The organism is Corynebacterium sp. AOP36-E1-14 (genome assembly GCF_052377495.1).
Classification (GTDB): domain Bacteria; phylum Actinomycetota; class Actinomycetes; order Mycobacteriales; family Mycobacteriaceae; genus Corynebacterium.
The window spans coordinates 30,408-51,449 of sequence record NZ_JBQSWV010000019.1 but is presented as its reverse complement, the minus strand read 5'-3'; the positions used below and the strand labels follow the sequence as shown (position 1 = coordinate 51,449).

The following is a 21,042-nucleotide window of genomic DNA, read 5'->3' as shown; positions in this document are numbered from 1 at the left end:
CCGCACGGGGCGGGACACGGCCTGAAAAGGCAATCTGACTGGACTTCATTGCTTATTTCACTGCGTCCGACCCGATCGATTCTGCGCCGGACGTGCGGCGCAACCGTAGCTCCCCGGTTGTAACCGGGGTGCCGACGGACACGATCGACCAATGGTCGAACAGCGACTATGCAAGGCTACCGCCCTACCCCGGGAAAACAAAATCTCCACCGCTTCCACAGGGTGCGGGCCGGACGGGGAACGACACGCCGGTGATTCACCGGGCGCTACGCACCACCCGGCGTCGGCCCCTGCGGTCCGAACGCACCTGCGGGGCCGCTGAGCGCGCGGGCTCGGGTGAGGACGACTCGGCGACGTCCTGTACTGCCTCAGCGGGCTCGGCGGGACGTCCGGCGTCGGACGCCTCGGCACCGTAGTCCTGCGGCCGCGGGGCGACGTCGGAGCGGGAGTTGCCGCGGACGCGTCGGCGACGACGCGGCGAGCGCTCGAACGCCTCCTTCGCCGACTCGTAGTCGCCGGCAGTCTCTGCGGCAGCCTCGGCGACCTGCTCGACAGCAGGCTCGGCAGGCTCAACAACCGGCTCGGCCGGGGCCACGCGGCGCACCACGCGGCGACCGCGACGGTCCTTGCGACGCGACGTTGCCACCGGCGCCGGAGCGTCCTGCGTCGGCTCGTCCTGCGCCGGAACGTCCTGCGCGGGTTCGTCCTGAACGATGCCGCGCAGGAGCTGCTCCGTGGCGTCGTCGGCGGACTCGCTGAACTCCTCGTCAGACACGTAGTCCGAGCCGCTGGGCTCGTCCGGGTCCTCCTCGCCGGCGCGGCTCAGCGCGTAGGCGACGATGTCCTGCACGGACTCGGGACCCGAATCCGGGGCCGACCCCTTGCGCCGTCGGCGACCGCCCTGCGCGTGGGTGCCGTGCACGGTCTTGGCGACCTCGGCGGTGGCGTCAGCGGTGGCGTCGGCGGTGGCGTGCTGGTCCTCCTGCGCGGGCGCAGGGGCGTCCTCGATGGCGCTGTCCTCGTAGCGCTTGCGGATCTCCTGCTCGTGACGGGCCTGCTTGAGCCCCTCGCGGCCACCATGGTCGCGGCGCTCCTGGCGGTCGTCGACCTCCTCGTGCTCCACCGGGTCGTCGTGCAGGATGATGCCGCGGCCGTGGCAGGTTTCGCACTGCGTGGAGTAGGTCTCCACCAGGCCGACGCCCAGGCGCTTACGCGTCATCTGCACCAGGCCCAGGCTGGTGACCTCGGAGACCTTGTGCTTCGTGCGGTCGGCGGCGAGGTACTCGTGCAGCCGGCGCAGCAGCAGGTCACGGTTCTCCTCGAGCACCATGTCCACGAAGTCGACCACGATCATCCCGCCGATGTCGCGCAGGCGCATCTGGCGCACGATCTCCTCGGCGGCCTCCAGGTTGTTCTTGGTGACCGTCTCCTCGAGGTTGCCGCCGGAGCCGACGAAGCTGCCCGTGTTGACGTCGATGACCGTCATCGCCTCGGTCTTGTCGATGATCAGGTAGCCACCCGACGGCAGCCAGATCTTCTGGCTCAGCGCGTTGGACAGCTGCGCGTCGAGCTCGTAGGCGGCGAAGACGTCGTCGCCGCCGTGCTCCTCGGGGTTCCAGCGCACCACGCGCGACTCCAGGTCCGGGGCCATGCGGTGCACGTAGTCGCGCACCCGCTGCCAGGACCGGTTGCCGTCGACGACGAGTTCGTTGAAGTCCTCGTTGAACATGTCGCGAACCACCTTGACCAGTAGGTTCGGCTCCTCGTACATGGTCACCGGGGAGGCGCCCTTCTTGGCGCGCTCCTTCTCCTCACGCTCGGTGATGTCCACCCAGCGGCGGTGCAGACGGTCGACGTCCTCGGCGATCTTCTCCTCGCTGACACCCTCGGCGGCGGTGCGGATGATCGTGCCGCCGTCCTCGGGCACCACGCGCTGCAGGATCGACTTGAGACGCTTGCGCTCGGCCTCCGGCAGCTTGCGGGAGATGCCCTGCGTGCGTCCGCCGGGGACGTACACGAGGTAGCGTCCGGCGAAGCTGACGCGGTTGGTCAGCCGGGCGCCCTTGTGCCCGAGCGGCTCCTTGATGACCTGCACGAGCACCTGGTCTCCCTGCTTCAGCGCCGATTCGATGCGCCGCGAACGGCCGCGGACGTGCCCGGAGCGCCAGTCGACCTCGCTGGCGTAGAGCACGGCGTTGCGGCCCGTTCCGATGTCGACGAAGGCGGCCTCCATGCTGGACAGCACGTTCTGCACGCGCCCCAGGTAGATGTTGCCGATGGTGGACTGCTGGTCGTCGCTGGTGACGAAGTGCTCCACGAGCAAGCCGTCCTCCGCGACGCCGACCTGGGTGGTCCAGCCGTTGCCGTCGTGACGGTGGGCGTCGCGCACGACCATGGAGCGGAAGATGTTCTCGCGGCGCGCGAGGAACTCCGCGCGGGTGACCGCCCGGTGCTTCTCGTTGCCCTGCTCCTGACGCCACCGGCGCTTCGACTCCAGCCGCGTGGAACCCTTGAGCTTCACCGGCTCGTCGACGACCGGGGTCTGCTCGGGGGCCTTCTCCTGGGACTTCTCCTGCTGCGAGTCCTGCTGCGTGTCCTGCGCGGACTGTTGCTTCTGCTGCTTCGGCTGGTCCTGCTTGGGCTGCTCGTTCTGGTCCTGCTGGTCGGCGCGGCCCCGGCCGCGACCACGGCTGCCGCGACGACGACGGGAGGACGCCGACCCCTCGCCCTGCTCGTCGGACGCCGGAGCGTTGCTGCCGGCGTTGTTGCCGCTGTTGTTGACGCTGTTTTCTTCCTCGCGTTCGCGACGCAGTGCCTCCGCACCGGCCGCCGCGCTGCGCGAACCGACACGTCGGACGATCCGACGACGCACCACCGGACGCGGCGCCTCTGCCTCCGGCTGTGCTTCCGCCGCGGCCTCCTGCACCGGTTCCTTCACCTGCTCCGGCTGGGGCTCGGGCTGGGGCTGCTGCTTCTTTTCGGCCTGCTTCTTCGGGGCCTGCTTCGGAGCCCGCTTCTTCGGCGCCTGCGCCTTCGGGGCGGCCGCCTGCTCCTGCTTCTGCTCGGTCGCGGCGGTGTCTGCCGTGTCCGTGCCATCCGTGGTGTCCCTGGTGTCCATGGCGGCGTCCTGTCCGGCCGGACGGCTCACGCGCCGACGCCGGCGACGGCGCGACGCCGACCCCGTGTTCTTCGTCTCGGGCGTCTCGGATGCCTCCGGCGCTGCCGCGGTCGACTGCTGTGCCGGCTTCGCCTCGGGCTCGACAGCCGCGAGGGGCTCAACTGCCTCGACGGGCTCAGCAGGTGCGACGGGGGCCGCGGCCTTGCGCGTCACCTTGCCGGAACGTGCCCGACGACGCGTCGGTGCCGCCTGCTCCTTCGGCGGCTGCGCCGATTCGACTGCGGGCTCTACTACGGGTTCTGCCGCGGGCTCTGCCGCGGCAGCGGCCTCAGCGGCAGGCTTCGTCTTCGTCGCCGTCGTCCGCGGCGCCCGCTTCTTCGCGGGAGCCTTCTTGGCCGGGGTCTTCTTCGCGGGGGCCTTCTTCGCGGGAGCCTTCTCCGCCTTCTCAGCCTTCCCGGCCTTGCCGATCTCGCCGAGCACCCGCTCCGCCTCGGCACTGGTCACCGTCGACGCGGCCCGCTTGTTCTCCACACCATGCTCCCCCAGCACGGTGATCATCTGCGCGCTCGGGATCCCCAGGGCCTTGGCCAGTGCGTGGACACGGACCTTCTCCCCCAGGTCGGCGACCTTCACGTCTGCCGCAGCTGCGGCAAGTTCCTGGCCTGTCTTCGCCATGCTTTCTCCTCTTGACCTGCCACGTACGGAACGTCGTTCGCGACCGCCCACCACGTCCCGACGCTCTCGTCGAGGTGGTGCGGTCGCGGCGTCCCCGTCAAGGACGTCCCGGTGGACGGCCCGGGAACTGGTCCCCGGGAAAAGAGCGGGCGCGTGTGATCGGTCCGATCAGGTCGCAGCCACACTGTCGCGTCGTCCACCCGAGTCGTACGGGGTCGTGCCGCCGTGGCATTCATATTCGATGTTGTCTGCACGGTTGTCGTGCCTAGAAATCTGTCCGACATTCGGAGCACACCGTCTTCCCGGGTGCTGCACGTGTCTCCGCACATTGTTGCACACTGCGGCCGCCGGACGGGGCCCCGCCACACCGCCCCCCGTGCTGCGAGCTGTGCAACACGTTACGGTGGCTTATATGAGCCCCGAATTTCGCACTCTCCAACAGATTCAGGACTCCGTCACCCCCGCCCTCCCCGGGCGCGTGGTGGCGGCCGTGCTGTTCGCCACCTTCGTCGGCGCCTCGTCCTCCCCCATCGCAGGACCGTGGACCCTCTCACTCGCCGCGGTGGTGCTGCTCATCGGCGCAATGTACCTGGGCATGTCGCTGCGGGCGAAGGGACTGCGAAGCAACGAGTACGCCCCGATGCGTGCCGACGACCGTTCCCCGGCGGAGGTCGGCGGCACCATGGAGGAGCCTCAGAGCCCGAACAAGACGCTGCGCACGTTCCTGTCCTTCGCCGTCCCCGGGATCTACGTGCTGATGTGGATCGGTCAGCTGATCGACTCCGCCACCGTCGGGTGGATCTACGCCGCGGTGGTGACGGTGGTGAGCCTGGTGGTCTTCTGGCGCGCATTCGTGATCGAAGGTGCCCGGCCGGAGGGCTACGTCGCACTGTCGACGGTCTTCGCCACCGAGCCGGACTGGTCCCCGTCGGACGACACCGACGCGGTCGCCTCCACCCTCTACGCCGCCCAGGCGGTCCCCGGGGGACGCCAGGTGCGTCGCGACGTCCTCGCCGACCTCTCCGCCCCGCTCCTGTCGGACGCCTCACCGGACGCCTCACGCGACGAGACGCTGGACGCCGCGCTGCGCTCGCTCACCGCACGCGGCCTGGCCGTCGTCCTGCGTGAGCGCAAGGACGCCACCACGGTCGTGCGGTGGGTGACGTTGACCGAGGACGGACGCGACGCCCTCGCGCGCGGACCGGTGGGCACTGCCCCTGTCAGCTGAGTCATGCCCCAGGTCGGGAAATCGGTGTTCTCCTACCTGGGGCATGACCCAGCTGACATGACACAGGCACGGGCACGAAAAACTCCCCGCCACGACCTCGTAGGAGTCGCGGCGGGGAGCCGTGGAGCGGCGGATCAGAGGTTCGGGAACCAGATGCCGATCTCGCGCTCGGCGGACTCCGGGGAGTCGGAGCCGTGGACGACGTTCTCGGCGACGGCCGTGGCGAAGTCGCCGCGGATGGAGCCGGGGGTGGCCTTGGCGACCGGGTCGGTGCCGCCGGCCAGCTGACGCCAGGCGTCGATGGCGCGCTCGCCCTCGACGATGCCCGCGATCATCGGGGCGGAGGTGACGAAGTCGACCAGCTCGCCGAAGAACGGCTTGTCGGCGTGCTCGGCGTAGTGCTTCTCTGCGGTCTCGCGGTCGGCGACACGCAGGTCCAGGGCGGAGAGGGTGAGGCCCTTGCGCTCGATACGGGCGATGATCTCGCCGACGAGGCCGCGGGCGACACCGTCCGGCTTGATGAGGATGAGAGTGCGTTCAGTCATGGGCATCAGCCTACCGAACACGGGTGAACACAAGTTAAAGCGGCAAGCCCAGGCGTCGCCGGCGACTGCGCAGCACCTGGTTGACCACGGTGACGACCACGAGGAAGCCGGTGAGCGGCACGACCGCACTCAGCCCGGCGTGGAAGAAACTCAGCGCACCGACGATCGCCCCGGCCGACAGGCACAGTGCCATGAGCAGCGGGTACACCCACGCCGAGATGCGTCCGCCGAAGAAGGAGTCCACGAACCGTTGTCCGGCCTTCACCAATGTCCCGGTCACGTAGGTCAACGCGATGCTGACCTCCCCGTCGCGTTCGAAGACGGAGTTCAGCGCACCGATGCCCACCGACAGCAGCATCACCGCCCACACCTCGGCGTCGAGGGCCAGCAGCGCGCAGGACGCCACGAAGATCGTCGAGACGGTGGCGAGCACCGCCTCGCGCGAGCGGTAGCGTCCCCACCGGCGGGTGACCAGGCGGTGGACCAGGGCACCGAGCATGACCCCGGCCATGAACAGCACGATGCAGCGTCCCGCCAGGCGCATGAGTTCGGCGTCGTCCTCCACGAAGGAGACGGCCAGGCGGGTGCTGTTGCCGGACATGAACGACAGGAACACCCCGCCGTAGAACATGAAGCCGATGGAGTCGGCGTAGCCGGCGACGGCCGACAGGCACATGGCGAGGACCCGTTCCCCGGGTCGATATGTATTCATCGAAAGGTCATGCTACCCGCGAGGTTGGCCATGTCGGCCCCGCCGTTTCCCTGATAGATTCGACACAGGAAGAACACGGGAACGAGATGACACTGGTGACAAGGAGAGACAATGACTGAACTCACGGACAAGAAAGGGAACCCCGTCACCGTCCGTCTGAGGTCGAAGGGCAACGCCTACGGGCTCTACCTCGCCGACGGCACCCGCGCCGGCGCAGCCTACTTCGTGGACCGCGACACCGAGCACGGTGCGCCGGACGGGCCGGAGCGGATCTTCCACCACACCATCGTCTCCGACGACTACGCCGGCCGTGGGCTGGGAAGCCTGCTGGTCCGCGAGGCCCTGGCCGACACCCGTGATCAGGGACTCACGGTGGTGCCGTCCTGCCAGTTCGTGGCCTCCTGGATCAAGCGCAACGGGTACGACGGCCCGCTCGACGCCCCCACCACCGAGATCGACGAGTACGTCCTGGAGCACGCCGGCGAGGTGTGACCCGCCGCCGCACGTGCGGAGGACCGAATCAGTCGCGGTCCTCGGCGACGTAGTAGTGCTGGGCAGGCAGCAGGCCCTTGTCCATGCGGCTCTTCACGTTCGCCCGCAGGTGGTAGGTGTACCACCAGGCGAGGATGAACAGGATCGCCACGAAGAGCATCGTGGGGTGCACGACCACCCCGATCAGGGCGAAGACCTGCAGGGTGATGTTCATCTTGTCCGCCCAGGGGCGGAACTGCAGGAAGGACGCCACGACCATCGCCAGGCCGAGCACGGCGACGTAGGTCATGTTGAACACGGTGGCGTGCGCCCCGTCGTCGACCACGCCGACCACGGCGAGGACGAGCAGCACGGTGATGGCCTCCATCAGCATGATGCCGGCCATCATCCCCTTCAGCCCCTTGAACGGGTCGACCTGCATCTCGTGTGCGGGCCCCAGGGGGGTGGTGTTCTCACTCACTGCATCCTCATCTCGCCTGTGCCGGTGTGGCTCTTCTGGGACCACTTTGCCGTAGCCGGGGTCCAGGAGTCCAACGCGTTCGCCAGTCCGCAAGGGTCGGTGAGGTGGATCAGGTTGTCGCGGTGTTCGGCGGAGAAGAACCCGCGCTCCACCATCTGGTCGACCATCGCCAGCAGCGGGGCCCAGTAGTCGTCCACGTCGACCAGGGCGACGGGCTTGTGGTGGATGCCCAGCACCTGGCCGGTCCACACCTCGAAGAATTCCTCGAGCGTGCCGATCCCACCGGGCAGGGTGACCATGGCGTCGGCGGTGGACGCCATGCGTTCCTTGCGCTCGTTCATGGTGTCCACGATCTCCAGGCTGGTCAGCCCGGTGTGGCCGGTCTCGCCGTCGTAGAGGTGGCGGGTGATGACACCGTGGACCGCCATGCCGGCGGCCAGGGCGGCGTCGGCGGCCACGCCCATCAGGCCGACCGATCCCCCGCCGTAGACCAGGGAGTGCCCGGCCTCGGCCAGCTGACGGACCACGGCGACCGTGGCCTCGCGGTAGGCCGGGCTGTCGCCGGTGGCCGAGCCGAGGTACAGCGCCACGCGTTTCGGCGCGACGAGGGTGCCGGTCACGGTGCCGCTCATGCCGGGTCCTTGCCGAACAGGGTGCGGGCCTCGCCGGCGGTGACGACCGACCCGGTGACCAGTACGCCGGCGCCGGAGACCTGACTGTCGCCGAAGCCACCGTCGTCCTCGGCGAGCTGGACGGCCAGTTCCACGGCGCCGGGCAGGTTCACCGCCACGTGCACGCGCTCCTCGCCGAAGGCGTCGCGGGCGTACTCGGCGAGGTCCTCGACGTCGACGGCGCGCGGGGAGGTGTTCTGGGTGACGACGATCTCGTCGAGCACCGGCTCCAGGGCGGCCAGGATGCCGCGGGCGTCCTTGTCTCCGAGCACGGAGACCACGCCGACGAGGCGTCGGAAGGAGAAGTCACGGTCCACGGCCTGCGCCAGCGCCTTGGCGCCGTGCGGGTTGTGGGTGGCGTCGATGAACACGTTGGGCGTCGAGCGCACGCGCTCCAGGCGACCCGGCGAGCTGACCTGGGCGAAACCACGCCGGACGGTGTCCTCGTCGAGCATGCGTCCGGCACCGGCGCCGAAGAACGCCTCCACCGCGGCCAGTGCGGTGGCGGCGTTGCGTGCCTGGTGGGCGCCGGAGAGCGGCAGGAAGATGTCGGTGTAGACCCCGCCGAGTCCCTTGAGCGACAGGTTCTGACCGCCGACGGCGACGGCGGACTCCACCACGGCGAACTCCTCGCCCGCGCGGGCGACCGAGGAGTCGGCCTCCACTGCCTGGCGCAGCAGCACCTCGAGGGCCTCGGGTTCCTGCTCGGCGATGACGGCGACGTTGTCCGGCGGGGTGAGCAGGTCGTCGGCGTCCCAGCGCTGCTTGATGATGCCGGCCTTCTCCCCGGCGATCTCGGCCAGCGTGTCGCCGAGGTAGTCGGTGTGGTCCAGCCCGATCGGGGTGACCACGGCGACGTCGGCGTCGATGACGTTGGTGGCGTCCCAGCGTCCGCCGAGGCCGACCTCGACGACGGCGACGTCCACCGGGGCGTCGGCGAAGGCGGCGTAGGCCATGGCCACGAGGATCTCGAACTTGCTCATCCGCGGACCGCCCTCGGCCTCGGACTCGCGGTCGACCATCTCCACGAAGGGCTGGATCTCACGCCAGGTGGCCACGTAGTCCGCCGGGTGCAGCGGCGTGCCGTCGATCGCGATGCGCTCGGTGGCCAGCTGCAGGTGCGGGCTGGTGGTCCGTCCGGTGCGGCGGTGGAAGGCGCGCAGCAGCGACTCGACCATGCGGGTGACCGAGGTCTTGCCGTTGGTCCCGGCGACGTGGATGGCCTGATAGTTACGCTGCGGGCTGCCGAGCAGGTCCATGAGCCGGCGGACGCGGTCGAGGGTGGGGTCGATCTTGGTCTCGGGCCACCGCTCGTTGAGCTCGGCCTCGACCTCGGCGAGGGCGGCGAGGTCGCCGGCGGTCACCGGGCGGGCCAGTTTCGCGGCGTCGTCGTCGGTGTTGGCGGGTTCGGACAGGTCGATCGGCAGGTCGAGGCCGGTGGCGTTGAGCTGGGCCTCGCCGAAGTCGTTGTTCTCGTCGTGCTTGTCAGTCACTGTTGCGGGGTCACTTCCCTGCCAGGTCGGTCAGCCGGGCGTTGATGCGCTCGACCTCGTCGGCGGCGATGCCGCGACGCTCACGGATCTCGGCGACGACCTTCTCCGGCGCCTTGGCCAGGAAGTTGTCGTTGCCGAGCTTCTTGTCTGCGCGCTCGAGCTCCTTGTTGGCCTCGGCCAGGTCCTTCTCCAGGCGCTTGCGCTCGGCGGCGACGTCCACGGTGCCGGACGTGTCCAGCTCCACGGTGATCGTCGCACCCGACAGGCGCAGCTCCACCGACGCCGTCGGCGTGAAGTCCTCGGCCGGGGCGGTGAGTCGGACGATGGAACGCACGGCGTCCTCGAGCCCGGCGAGGTCGGCGGCCGCGGCGTCGAAACGTCCCGGCACCTTCTGGGTGGGCTTGACACCCTGGTCGGCGCGGAAGCGGCGGACCTCGGTGACGAGCTTCTCCACGTCGTCCAGACGACGCACGGCGTCGACGTCCGTCTGCGCCCCACCGTTGGTGTTGGCGGCGGTGGGCCAGTCGGTGACCACGAGGCTGTCGGCGTAGCCGTCGACGCCGTCGGTGAGCACGGTCCACAGGGTCTCGGTGACGAAGGGCATCGAGGGGTGCAGGAGGCGGAAGACGGTGTCGAGCACCCGGCCGAGCACAAGCTGGGTGTTTTCGCCGCGGGTGCGCTCGGCCTCGGTGGCGGCGTCCCAGTCGCGCGGGATCTGCACCTTGGCGATCTCCAGGTACCAGTCGCAGAACTCGCCCCAGGTGAAGCGGTAGAGCGCCTCGTTGGCCACGGCGAACTCGTAGCGGTCCAGGTGGGTGTCGACGAGCACGCGCAGTTCCTCGAGCTTGTCGAGGATCCAGCGGTCCGGGTCGGTGAGCTGTTCGCGGGACGGGAAGGCGTCCTGCCCGTCCACCGGGAGCACGCGGGCACCGTTCATCAGGGCGAACTTCGTGGCGTTGAACAGCTTCGTGGCGAAGTTACGCGAGGACTGCGCGGAGTCCTCACCGATCGGCAGGTCGGTTCCCGGGTTGGCGCCGCGGGCCAGCGTGAAGCGCAGCGCGTCCGCACCGTAGTCGCGGACCCAGTCCATCGGGTCGATGCCGTTGCCCAGCGACTTGGACATCTTGCGGCCGTGCTCGTCGCGGACGAGTCCGTGCAGGAAGACGTCGGTGAAGGGCACCTGGGGGCGTCCGGCACGCTGGTCGGCGGTGGTGCCGGGCTCACCGTTGTCGAGGACGGAGCCCTCGACGGTATCGGCGAAGGTGGCGAACATCATCATGCGCGCGACCCAGAAGAACAGGATGTCGTAGCCGGTGACCAGCACGGACGTCGGGTAGAACTTCGCCAGCTCGTCGGTGGCGTCCGGCCAGCCCATCGTGGAGAACGGCCACAGCGCGGAGCTGAACCACGTGTCCAGCACGTCCTCCTCGCGGTACCAGCCCTCGCCGGTGGGGGCCTCGTCATCCGGGCCGCAGCACACGATCTCGCCGTCGGGTCCGTACCAGATCGGGATGCGGTGGCCCCACCACAGCTGCCGGGAGATGCACCAGTCGTGCATGTCGTCGACCCAGTCGAACCAGCGCGGTTCCTGGGAGGCCGGGTGGATGACCGTGTCGCCCTCGCGGACGGCGTCGCCGGACATCTTCGCCAGCTCCTCGACCTTCACCCACCACTGCTCCGACAGGCGTGGCTCGATGGCCTCGCCGGAACGCTCGGAGTGCCCCACGGAGTGCACGTAGGGGCTGATGCGCTTGACCACGCGCCCCTGCTCCTCCAGTGCCAGGCGGATCTGCTCGCGCGCCTCGAAGCGGTCCATCCCGTCGAAGCGGGTGCCGGTGTTGGCGATGTGGCCGGTCTGGTCGATGACCTCGGGCATGTCGAGGTCGTGGCGGCGGCCCATCTCGAAGTCGTTCGGGTCGTGCGCCGGGGTGATCTTCACCGCGCCGGTACCGAACTCGGGGTCGACGTAGTCGTCGGCGATGACGACCATGCCGTGGCCCTCGATGAACGGGTGCGGCAGGCGGGAACCGACGAGGTCGCGGTAGCGCTCGTCGTCCGGGTGGACGGCCACGGCGACGTCGCCGAGCATCGTCTCCACACGGGTGGTGGCGACGTCCACGTGCGCGCCCTCGCCGGAGGCGTCGCCGTAGCGCAGGGTGACCAGCTCACCCTCGTCGTCGGAGTAGACGACCTCGATGTCGGAGATGGCGGTGCGCAGCACCGGCGACCAGTTGACCATGCGCTTGGCGCGGTAGATCAGGCCGCGGTCGAAGAGCTCCTTGAAGATGGTCTGCACGGCACGCGACAGCCCGTCGTCCAGGGTGAAGCGCTCGCGCTCCCAGTCGACGGAGTCGCCGATCGCGCGCATCTGCGACTGGATCACGCCACCGTACTGTTCCTTCCACTCCCAGACCTTGTCCACGAACTCCTCGCGCCCGTAGTCGAACCGGTCCTTGCCCTCGGTCTCCTTGAGCATGCCCTCGACCTTGGTCTGCGTGGCGATGCCGGCGTGGTCGGAGCCCGGCAGCCAGAGGACCTCGTGGCCCTGCATGCGCTTACGCCGGGCCATGGAGTCCATGAGGGTGTGGTCGAGGGCGTGACCCATGTGCAGCTGACCGGTGACGTTCGGCGGCGGCAGCACGATGGAGAACGGCGGGCGGTCGCTGGTGGCGTCCGCGTGGAAGTAACCCGAGTCGACCCACCCCTGGTAGAGGTCGTTCTCGACGTCCGCGGGGGTCCACTGCTTCGGGAGCCGGTCGGCCCGGGAGGAGGTGTCGGGGTTGCTGCTGGCTGCGCTGGAGCTGGTCTGATCAGTCACGGTAGGACAGTCTAGTGCAGGGCCCGGACATGAACGTGACCGGCTGGTGGGCGTTCCGAGGACCCAGGACGGCTCAGGAAGAGACAGGACGTCGCGCAGCCACTGGTCGACCTCCTCCATCGTCGCCGTGTCCACAACCCCCGCATCGCCGGTGATGCGGTCCCTGGAGATTGTTCGTGTCCGTTCAGCGAGGGCATACGTTGTCCGGTCCAGATCCGGCGCGGTCCCACGAAGCTGCACGCGCAGAAGGACGTGGCCTCCGGGGATTGTCCTCCCGGGGGCCACGTCCTGTGGTTGCCTGCGCGTTTCGCCGGTGGCGGCTACCGCGGCGGGCTGTGCGTCGGCCGAGTGCGGCCTACGCTCCGTCCCAGCTGGTGGGGTTGTCGTCCAGCGGGATCTCGAGGGTCATCAGGAACCGGGCGGTCATCATGTAGTGACCGACCAGCAGCGTGATGATCGCGGCGGACTGCTCGTCCAGGGCCTCGACCACGGCCTCGAAGGTCGGGCCGGCCTTGGGGTTGGCGACCAGGTCGTCGGTGAGCTCCATCGCCTTCTGCTTGGCATCGCTCAGGGAGCTGAAGTCACCGGACTGGATCGCCTTGATCTCGTCCTCGGTGACACCCACGGAGCGGGCCTTGTCGGCGTGCTGCATCCACTCGTAGTCGCTGTGCGAGATCACACCGACGCGCAGGGTGACCATCTCACGGATCTGCGGGTCCAGCGGGGAGTTCGGGAACGAGTTGCCGTAGTCCAGGTAGGCGTCGGTGATCCCGGTGGTGGTGCGCATCAGACCGGCGACGAGGTTCGAGGGGAACCGGTTGTAGACCCGCTTCTCCTCCTCGGTGCCGGTGGACGGGTCGAACAGAGGAATTCGTGACATGACGTGACCTTTCCGATCTAGTGGTTGTCGAAGCCGGTGTCTGCTGCGAAGGTACGTGCGGCCTTCACTGCGTCGGCGAGCTTCATGTTCATCGGGTCGCCGTGACCCGGCAGGATGACGTCGGCGTCGACGCCCTCCAGGAGGTCCAGGGCCTCGAGGGCCTCGGAGCGGGAGTGGTTGAAGAACCACGGGCACGGCTGGGGGCCCTGCTTGGTCGAGCAGGCGTGGCCGGTGACCAGGGCGTCGCCCGTGGCGATCACGCCGACGGAAGGCACCAGGAAGGCACTGTGGCCGGAGGTGTGGCCGTGGGTGGCCACCGGGACCGGACGCCCGGGGATGTCCATGGGACCGTCGCCGACGGGCTGGACGTCGGTGATCTTGATGTCCTGCTCGGCGCCGACCTTCTGCACCCGCTCCCACCATTCCATGGTCTGGGGCATCGGGCCCTGCTCGACCTCGTCGGTGCCGGCCTGCTCGAGGTACTCGCGTGCGGCGTGGTGGACCTCGACCGGGTCGGAGTACACCGGGGTGCCGAAGCGGCGGTGGAACGCGTCCACCGCACCGAGGTGGTCGACGTGGGCGTGGGTCAGCAGGATCGCGCGGACGTCTTCGGGCTTGTGCCCGATCGACCGCAGCGCCTCCTCGATGGCCTCGACGTCGCCGGGCCACCCACCGTCGATCATGGTGAGGTCGCTGCCCTCACGCAGAATTCCGACGTTGACGTCCGTGCCTGACAGGCAGAAGACGTCCTTGGCGATTTCACTCATGGTCTGGAACCTTTCTCTCTTACTGTGCGAAGCCTTGTACGCCTCAGGAAGCGACGTAGAGCGTCCCACGGAGTTGAATGCGTTGCGAGTAACATTTATGTAATCCCGCACCGCCCGAAAAGCCACGGTACCGAGGCTCATCTCGGTACCTGTTCCAAGCCTAAAAGCGAATGAAGGGCAGCGTCGCCTGCCTATTTCTACTGCTATAGCAATCGAAGTGCTGATTATGCCATTAGCGATCTATTTATATCCCGTCAATGTCATTTAGAGACAGCCTCAATGCTTCCATTTCACCGCGCGGGTCACCAGATCCAGCAGCTGGCCGGATGACACTGGTTTCAGGTCGGTGGCCTCGAGGCTGACGTTCACGTTCTTCGGCCTCACCGCCACCGTCGAATGCGTGTGCCCGTGCACCGTGCAGTCGAACCCGTCACGGCTGGTCGCCCCGCCACGCGCCGCCCACCGCGTCAACGCCGGGGTGAGATGGGCGTCCTCCACCTTCCCGGGAGCCGGGATGTGGGTCAGCAGCACCAGCCAGCGGCCCACCTTGACCTGCAGCTCCAGGGAGATGACGTCGAAGACCTGCCGGTACGCCGGCGTCCACTCGACCACCGAGTCGATCCCGAACACGGGATGCACCCTGTCGTGGTTGCCCGGCACCAGGACCATCGTGAAGTCCTTCTCCGCCTTGAGCTGTGCCAACGTCCTCAGCGCCCCGGCGTCGTCACGCACCGAGATGTCGCCGAGGCAGATAAGTGTCGCCCCGTCCGGCACCTCGCGCAGGTTGTCCAGGATCGCCCGGTCATGGGCGGCGACATCGGGGAACCCGCGCAGCGCCGAGACTTTGGCGTGGCCCAGATGCAGGTCCGACACCAACCAGAAACCGTCTGCGCGGGAATCCTCTGTAGCCCCCATGACACCCGAAGCTACCCGGGTACGGGGCCGGCGGCTCGCCTGGGTGACAGTCCCCCACCACCGCGCGTACAACGGGGACATGAGCAACTTCAGTGTGAACAACCCGTCCACCGGACAGACCGAAGACACGTTCACGAGGATCGAGGACGCCGACCGCGACGCCATCCTCGACCGCTCGACCGCCGCCTACAGGCAGTGGCGGACCACCACCGTCGACGAGCGTGCCGCCGTGCTGAACCGCGCCGCCGACCTCTACGAAGAGAAGAAGGACGAACTCGCGTCCTACATCGGGCGTGAGATGGGCAAGCTCGACGGCTGGGCGAAGGCCGAACTCGACATCGTCATCGACATCTACCGCTACTACGCCGAGCACGCCCACGAGCTTCTCGCCGACAAGCAGCTGCCCGCCCAGGGCGCGCGCCACACCTACGTACGCAAGGACCCGATCGGCCCGTTGCTCGGCATCATGCCGTGGAACTTCCCCTACTACCAGGTCGCCCGCTGGGCGGCACCGAACCTCCTGCTCGGCAACTCGCTGGTGCTAAAGCACGCGTCGATCTGCCCACTGTCCTCGCAGGCCTGCCAGGACATCCTGGAGGACGCCGGCCTGCCGCAGGACGTCTTCCAGAACGTCTACGCCTCCGGCTCGCAGATGGACGCCTTCGTCGCCGACCCGCGCATCGCCGCAGTCTCCCTCACCGGTTCCGAGGGCGCCGGCGCAGCGGTCGCCAGGACCGCCGGCGAGAACTACAAGAAGTCCCTGCTCGAGCTCGGCGGCAACGACCCGTTCATCGTCCTCGACGACGACAACCTCGACACCGTCCTCGACCAGTACGTGGGCATCCGCATGTACAACACCGGCCAGGCCTGCAACGCCCCCAAGCGCCTCATCGTGATGGACGGCTTCTACGACCGCGTGGTCGAGGGCCTGGAGAAGCGCATCGGTGCCCTGACCGTCGGCGCGTGGGACGACCCGGAGGCCGACGTCGGACCGCTGTCCTCCATCGACGCCCGCGACGAGATCGTCCAGCGCCTCGCCGACGCCAAGGCCAACGGGGACGCCACCGTCCGCGTCGGCGGCGACGCGATCGACCGGCCCGGCGCATTCATGGAGCCGACGCTGCTCACCGACGTCGACCCGTCGGCGGACGTGGGCTGCAACGAGGTCTTCGGCCCCGTCGCCATCGTCTACAAGGCCGCCGACGTGGACGAGGCCGTGGAGATCGCCAACAACTCCGACTACGGGCTCTCCGGCTCCGTGTGGGGTTCCGACCTGGCGCTCGCCGAGGACGCCGCCGCCCGCCTGGAGGTCGGCATGTCCTTCGTCAACGAGGCCTCCGTCACCGCGGCGGGCCTGCCCTTCGGTGGTGTGGGACGCTCCGGCTACGGCCGTGAGCTCGCCGAGTGGGGCGTCGGCGAGTTCGTCAACGAGCACCTCGTGCGCGTCTCGCCTCTGACATAGGCCTCTGACATAGGCCTCTGGGCCGGGGAAGAAGACCGTTGCCGGCCCCACCTCCGGGGTGTGAAGATGATTGCCTACCCTTCCCCCACCCTGGAGGCAGCAATGACGACCACGTTGTTCCGTAATGCGGCGGTGCTCAACGTCCACCTCGGCGAGATCCGGCCCGACAAGTCCGTGATCGTCGAGGACGGCCTCATCCGTGAGGTCGGCCCGAGCAACGAGGTCCGGGTCACCGACCCCGACCGCGTGATCGACGTGAAGGGCAGGACGCTGATGCCCGGGCTGGTCGACGGCCACGTGCACGTCTACTTCCAGTCCTTCGACACCCCGGAGCTGCTGCGATGGCGGCCGTCCTACCTCGTCGCGAAGGCGGCCCGCAGTCTCAGCGACATGCTGCAGCGCGGGTTCACCACGGTGCGCGACACCGGTGGTGCGGACTTCGCCCTGGCACAGGCGGTCGACGAGGGGGTGCTCGACGGGCCCCGTCTGATCTTCGGGGGCCTGGCCCTCACCCAGACCGGCGGGCACGGCGACGGGCGCAGCCGCAACGAGGTCAACCCCACCGGCTGCTCCCGCTGCCCCACCATCGCCCTGGTCGCCGACGGGGTCGACGAGGTGCGTAAGGGAACCCGCGAGATCCTGCGCACCGGTGCACACCACGTGAAGCTGATGCTCTCCGGCGGGGTGACCTCACCGACCGACAGCATCTCGTCCACCCAGTACAGCGACGAGGAGATCGCCGTCGCCGAGGCGTCCTCCCAGGGCGCGTACGTCACCGGGCACACCTACCTCGCCGGCGCGATCAGCAATGCGCTGCGCATCGGGCTCAAGTGCATCGAGCACGGCAACCTCATCGACGAGACCACGGTGAAGGACTTCATCCGGTACGACGCCTTCCTCGTACCCACCCTGGTCACGTACAACACCATGGACCGGCTGGGGCCTTCCATGGGGCTCTCCGCGGAGAGCCACGCCAAGAACTCGCAGGTCCTGGAGTCCGGCCTCTCCGCCCTCGAGATGGCCCACGCCGAGGGGGTCAAGCTCGTCTACGGCTCCGACCTCATCGGCGGGCAGCAGGTCCACCAGCTGGAGGAGTTCGCGATCCGGCGGGAGGTGCAGCCCGCCATCGACGTGATCCGCGCGGCCACGACCACCGCGGCGGAGCTCGTCGGGTTGGAGGGCCGGATCGGCGTGGTCGGGCCGGAGGCCTACGCCGACCTGATCATCGTCGACGGTGACCCGCTCAAGGACATCTCGGTGCTCACCGACCCGGACAGGTACCTGTCGATGGTCATGAAGGGTGGCGTGGTCTACCGCGACCGGCTGTAGGAGCACCGAGGGCGCCGACAACCCCGGTCGTTGGGCGTCCACGCAGCACCGCATATGCTTTATCCGGTAATTACCGACGCGGGCCCCGCCGCCGGGCCCGCGACCGACGTTTCCCGGAAAGCCGCCACATGAGCTCCAGCACCCGTGCCGACGCGCCCCCAGCGTCCACCCGCCACCCTGTCGACCAGGTACCGCCCAAGGGCAAACTCGCGATCCTGTCCACCCAGCACGTCCTGGCGTTCTACGCCGGTGCCGTGGTCGTGCCGCTGCTCATCGCCAGCGGCCTGGGGCTCGACGCCGAGACCACCATCCACCTCATCAACGCCGACCTGTTCACCTGTGGCATCGCCACGTTGATCCAGTCGGTGGGGTTCTGGAAGGTCGGTGTGCGCCTGCCGATCATCCAGGGTGTGACCACCACCGCCATCTCCCCGATCATCGCCATCGGACTGGCCACCACCGGTGGTGAGGGCGGCACGGAGGCACTGCCGGCGATCTACGGGTCGATCATCGTCGCCGGCCTGTTCACCTTCCTCGCCGCACCGTACTTCGCGAAGTTCATCCGGTTCTTCCCGCCGGTGGTCATCGGCACGGTGCTGACCACGATGGGCATCACCCTGCTGGGTGTCGCCGCCAACGACATCACCAACTTCGCCGAGGGCACCCCGGACGCCAGCGACATGGCCTACGCCGGTCTGACCCTGGCGGTGATCCTGCTGGCCCAGCGCTTCTTCAAGGGCTTCCTGGGCACCCTGTCCATCCTCATGGGCCTGGTGGTGGGCACCGTCGTGGCCGTGGCCCTGGGCGACGCGGGCTTCAACGACGTCGGTTCGTCCGACTGGGTCGGTTTCACGACCCCGTTCTACTTCGGCGCCCCGGAGTTCGTGCTCACCGGCATAATCTCCATGTGCATCGTCATGCTGATCACCATGGTGGAGACCACCGGCGACGTCTTCGCCGCCGGTGAGATCGTGGGCAAGCGCATCAAGAAGGAGCACATCTCCGCCGCGCTGCGTGCCGACGGCCTGTCCACCACCCTCGGCGGTGTGCTGAACTCCTTCCCCTACACCTGCTTCGCGCAGAACGTGGGCCTGGTGCGTATGACGCGGGTGCGCTCGCGCTGGGTCGTCGCCGGCGCCGGTGTGATCATGATCGTCATCGGTCTGATCCCCAAGGCCGGCGCGGTGGTCAACGCGATCCCCGGCCCCGTGCTCGGCGCGGCGAGCCTCGCCCTGTTCGCCAACGTGGCCCTGGTCGGCATCCAGACCCTGGGCAAGGTGGACCTGGCGGACAACCGCAACGCCGCGGTGATGACCATCTCCATCGGTCTGGGCATGCTCGTGGCCTTCAAGCCGGACATCGCCCAACTGTTCCCCGACTGGGCGCAGGTGTTCTTCGCCTCGGGCGTGACCACCGGCTCCATCGCCGCGATCCTGTTGAACCTGCTGTTCTTCCACGTCGGACGTCGCACCTCGCCGGACGTCACCCGCGACGCCGGCGGGCGCGCGGTCACCCTGGAGGACGTCAACGCCATGGACCGCGACACCTTCGTGGAGACCTTCGCCCCACTGTTCAACAACACCCTGTGGCCGTTGGAGAACGCCCACGCCGCGGCCCCCTTCGACACCGTCCAGGACCTGCGCGACGCCGTGCAGGAGGCGGTGCTCACCGCCGACCGCGACGACCAGCGCGCCCTCATCCGCGACTACCCCTCCATGGCCGAGCTGCTGCTCGACCCCGAGGCGTCGAAGCGGATCTCCGGCTTCGCCGGTTCGGTGGCGATGGAGGACCTGGACAACATGGACGACGTCGACCGTGAACAGCTCGTGGAACTCTCCGAGAGCTACCGTGAGCGCTTCGGCATGCCCTTCGTCACCTGCCTGGGGCGCCTCGACTCGCGCACCCAGATCATCAGCGAGGGCATCCGCCGCCTGGAGAACTCCCCCGCCCAGGAGCACGTGCAGCTGCTCGGCGAGGTCGTGGAGATCGCCAACGACCGCTTCAACTACATGATCGCCGACGCCAACCCCGTCGCCGCGGCGTGGGAGAGCAAGTTCGACCACCTGGAGTAGGACGCGCGGCGATCAGCTGTCGCGCAGCGCCTCGATCAACTCGTCCTTCGTCATCGACGAGCGTCCGTGGACGTCGAGTTCCTGCGCCCGCTCGTAGAGCTCGTCCCGGGTCCACTCGTCGTAGCTGGGCGACTCCCCGCCCCTGTGCCCGATCTCGGAGCGGGACGTGTTCGCCGCGGCGTTGGCGATACGGGCGGACTTCTCCTTCGACTCCCCCTCCCCGCGCAGCCGTTCGTAGAGTTCCGGGTCCTTGATCGACGGGTTCCTGTTCTCAGCCATGCGCGCCCAGGGTAGTCCCCAGCGCCGACCTCAGGTGCGCGGTGGCCTCCGCCATCGCCGCCCGCGCCCCGGACCACACCGCCACGGAGTTGACGAAGGGGTGCACCAGCCCGCGGTGGCGCCGCAGCGTGACCTCCACCCCGGCGTCCTCCAGCCTGCCCGCGTAGGCCTCTCCCTCGTCACGCAGGGGATCGAACCCGGCCACCGCCACGTACGCCGGGGCGAGTCCGGTGAGGTCGGGTTCCAGCATCGGTGACACCAGCGGGTCGCGCGGGTCGATCGCCTCAGTCAGGTCACCGTTACGCCCCAGGTAGTGGTGCTCGTACCACTCCATCTGCGCGGCGGTGAGGTACAGCCCCTCCTCCCCGAACTCCGCGTAGCTGGCCGAGCGCTGCGACAGGTCCGTCACCGGGACGAAGAGCTGCTGCAGTGCAGGCTGGGCGCGCCCCTGCGCGCGCAGCCACAGGCAGCAGGACGCCGCGAGGTTCCCGCCCGCGGAGTCGCCCGCGACGACGAGGCGTCCTGCGTCCACGGTGGTGTCCGCGACGCGGGCACCGTCCTGCAGGGCGGCGAAGACGGCCGTGGTGTCCTCCAGCGCCGCCGGGAAGGGGTGCTCGGGGGCCAGGCGGTAGTCCACCGCCACCACCGTGACACCGCCGTCGGCGCAGAGGCTGCGGCAGGCGGCGTCGTGGCTGTCGAGGGACCCGGTGACCCAGCCCCCGCCGTGCAGGTACACCAGCGTCGGACGCGGCGAGGCGTCCGCCGGCCGGTGCAGGTAGACGCGTACCGGCACGCCGGCCACCTGCTCCTCACGGACCTCGGCGACGCTCGGACTGCCGCCGGCGATGAAGGCCTCGCGCTCCACGATGCGCCGTGAGTGCACCGGCGGCACGTCCACGATGTCCAGCCCGCTGACCACGCGCAACGCCAGCAGCGTCGCGGTGACGTCCGGGTCCAGGACGTCGCCGTCGCCGTTACGGCGCAACCCCGCCCGCCGCCACGCCGCCCGTGGCACGAGGCCGGCCACCGTACCCAGCAGCCGGGCGCCCAGGCCGACCACCTTGTCGACCGCCCCCGGACGGTAGCGCCCGTTACCCGGATTCAGGTCCGGTGCGTTGTGATCCAC

Annotated in this window: 17 protein-coding genes; 5 read left to right on the top strand and 12 right to left on the bottom strand. The window is 68.9% G+C overall.

The window, feature by feature from the left end:
• Window positions 1-256: 256 nt before the first annotated feature.
• On the bottom strand, window positions 257-3,793 hold the full coding sequence (locus ACT3TD_RS09995) for a translation initiation factor IF-2 N-terminal domain-containing protein (RefSeq protein ID WP_301441727.1): 3,537 nt from the start codon (window positions 3,791-3,793) through the stop codon (window positions 257-259).
• A gap of 412 nt (window positions 3,794-4,205) precedes the next feature.
• Between ACT3TD_RS09995 and ACT3TD_RS09990 the strand changes: the two genes are divergently transcribed.
• A complete protein-coding gene (locus ACT3TD_RS09990; protein WP_301441728.1) occupies window positions 4,206-5,021 on the top strand; it encodes a hypothetical protein in 816 nt (271 codons plus the stop codon).
• A gap of 134 nt (window positions 5,022-5,155) precedes the next feature.
• Here ACT3TD_RS09990 and ndk read toward each other — a convergent pair whose 3' ends face one another.
• Together ndk and ACT3TD_RS09980 are read right to left on the bottom strand one after the other, a co-directional pair.
• Window positions 5,156-5,566, bottom strand: coding sequence for a nucleoside-diphosphate kinase (gene ndk / locus ACT3TD_RS09985; protein ID WP_301441729.1), 411 nt, complete (start codon window positions 5,564-5,566; stop codon window positions 5,156-5,158).
• 34 nt (window positions 5,567-5,600) lie between these two features.
• A complete protein-coding gene (locus tag ACT3TD_RS09980) occupies window positions 5,601-6,278 on the bottom strand; it encodes a YoaK family protein (RefSeq protein WP_301441730.1) in 678 nt (225 codons plus the stop codon).
• Window positions 6,279-6,389: 111 nt separating this feature from the next.
• Between ACT3TD_RS09980 and ACT3TD_RS09975 the strand changes: the two genes are divergently transcribed.
• On the top strand, window positions 6,390-6,770 hold the full coding sequence (locus ACT3TD_RS09975; RefSeq protein WP_301441731.1) for a GNAT family N-acetyltransferase: 381 nt from the start codon (window positions 6,390-6,392) through the stop codon (window positions 6,768-6,770).
• A 28-nt stretch (window positions 6,771-6,798) separates the two neighbouring features.
• On the opposite strand, the gene ACT3TD_RS09970 is transcribed toward ACT3TD_RS09975, so the two are convergent.
• The 7 genes from ACT3TD_RS09970 to ACT3TD_RS09940 form a co-directional block, all read right to left on the bottom strand.
• Window positions 6,799-7,230 carry a DUF4233 domain-containing protein gene (locus ACT3TD_RS09970; RefSeq protein WP_441578880.1) on the bottom strand — a complete coding sequence of 144 codons (432 nt, stop codon included), beginning with the start codon at window positions 7,228-7,230 and terminating at the stop codon, window positions 6,799-6,801.
• A complete protein-coding gene (locus ACT3TD_RS09965; RefSeq protein ID WP_301441732.1) occupies window positions 7,227-7,862 on the bottom strand; it encodes an LOG family protein in 636 nt (211 codons plus the stop codon). Before ACT3TD_RS09965 ends, ACT3TD_RS09970 begins: the two co-directional genes overlap by 4 nt.
• Window positions 7,859-9,394 (bottom strand): bifunctional tetrahydrofolate synthase/dihydrofolate synthase, encoded by a 1,536-nt coding sequence (gene folC / locus ACT3TD_RS09960; RefSeq protein ID WP_441578879.1) that lies wholly within the window; start codon window positions 9,392-9,394, stop codon window positions 7,859-7,861. The genes ACT3TD_RS09965 and folC overlap by 4 nt, the downstream gene beginning before the upstream one ends.
• A 10-nt stretch (window positions 9,395-9,404) precedes the next feature.
• Window positions 9,405-12,212 carry a valine--tRNA ligase gene (locus ACT3TD_RS09955; protein WP_301441734.1) on the bottom strand — a complete coding sequence of 936 codons (2,808 nt, stop codon included), beginning with the start codon at window positions 12,210-12,212 and terminating at the stop codon, window positions 9,405-9,407.
• A 355-nt stretch (window positions 12,213-12,567) separates the two neighbouring features.
• Window positions 12,568-13,092, bottom strand: a complete 525-nt coding sequence (locus ACT3TD_RS09950; protein ID WP_301441735.1) for a carboxymuconolactone decarboxylase family protein — start codon at window positions 13,090-13,092, stop codon at window positions 12,568-12,570.
• 17 nt (window positions 13,093-13,109) lie between these two features.
• Window positions 13,110-13,859, bottom strand: a complete 750-nt coding sequence (locus tag ACT3TD_RS09945; protein WP_301441736.1) for an MBL fold metallo-hydrolase — start codon at window positions 13,857-13,859, stop codon at window positions 13,110-13,112.
• Window positions 13,860-14,135: 276 nt separating this feature from the next.
• The gene (locus ACT3TD_RS09940; RefSeq protein WP_301441737.1) at window positions 14,136-14,774 is read right to left on the bottom strand and encodes a metallophosphoesterase; all 639 of its coding nucleotides are present in this window, start codon (window positions 14,772-14,774) and stop codon (window positions 14,136-14,138) included.
• A gap of 79 nt (window positions 14,775-14,853) precedes the next feature.
• On the opposite strand from ACT3TD_RS09940, the gene ACT3TD_RS09935 reads away from it, so the two are divergent.
• From ACT3TD_RS09935 to ACT3TD_RS09925, 3 genes are all read left to right on the top strand, one after another.
• Window positions 14,854-16,236: an NAD-dependent succinate-semialdehyde dehydrogenase gene (locus ACT3TD_RS09935; protein ID WP_301441738.1), complete on the top strand. Its 1,383-nt coding sequence runs from the start codon at window positions 14,854-14,856 to the stop codon at window positions 16,234-16,236.
• 66 nt (window positions 16,237-16,302) lie between these two features.
• Window positions 16,303-17,565, top strand: coding sequence for an amidohydrolase family protein (locus tag ACT3TD_RS09930; protein WP_444614989.1), 1,263 nt, complete (start codon window positions 16,303-16,305; stop codon window positions 17,563-17,565).
• A gap of 128 nt (window positions 17,566-17,693) precedes the next feature.
• Window positions 17,694-19,637: a solute carrier family 23 protein gene (locus ACT3TD_RS09925; RefSeq protein WP_301441740.1), complete on the top strand. Its 1,944-nt coding sequence runs from the start codon at window positions 17,694-17,696 to the stop codon at window positions 19,635-19,637.
• A gap of 12 nt (window positions 19,638-19,649) precedes the next feature.
• On the opposite strand, the gene ACT3TD_RS09920 is transcribed toward ACT3TD_RS09925, so the two are convergent.
• Window positions 19,650-19,916 carry a DUF7218 family protein gene (locus ACT3TD_RS09920; RefSeq protein WP_441578876.1) on the bottom strand — a complete coding sequence of 89 codons (267 nt, stop codon included), beginning with the start codon at window positions 19,914-19,916 and terminating at the stop codon, window positions 19,650-19,652.
• Complete coding sequence (locus ACT3TD_RS09915; RefSeq protein WP_301441742.1) at window positions 19,909-21,042, bottom strand: alpha/beta hydrolase; 1,134 nt, start codon at window positions 21,040-21,042, stop codon at window positions 19,909-19,911. The genes ACT3TD_RS09920 and ACT3TD_RS09915 overlap by 8 nt, the downstream gene beginning before the upstream one ends.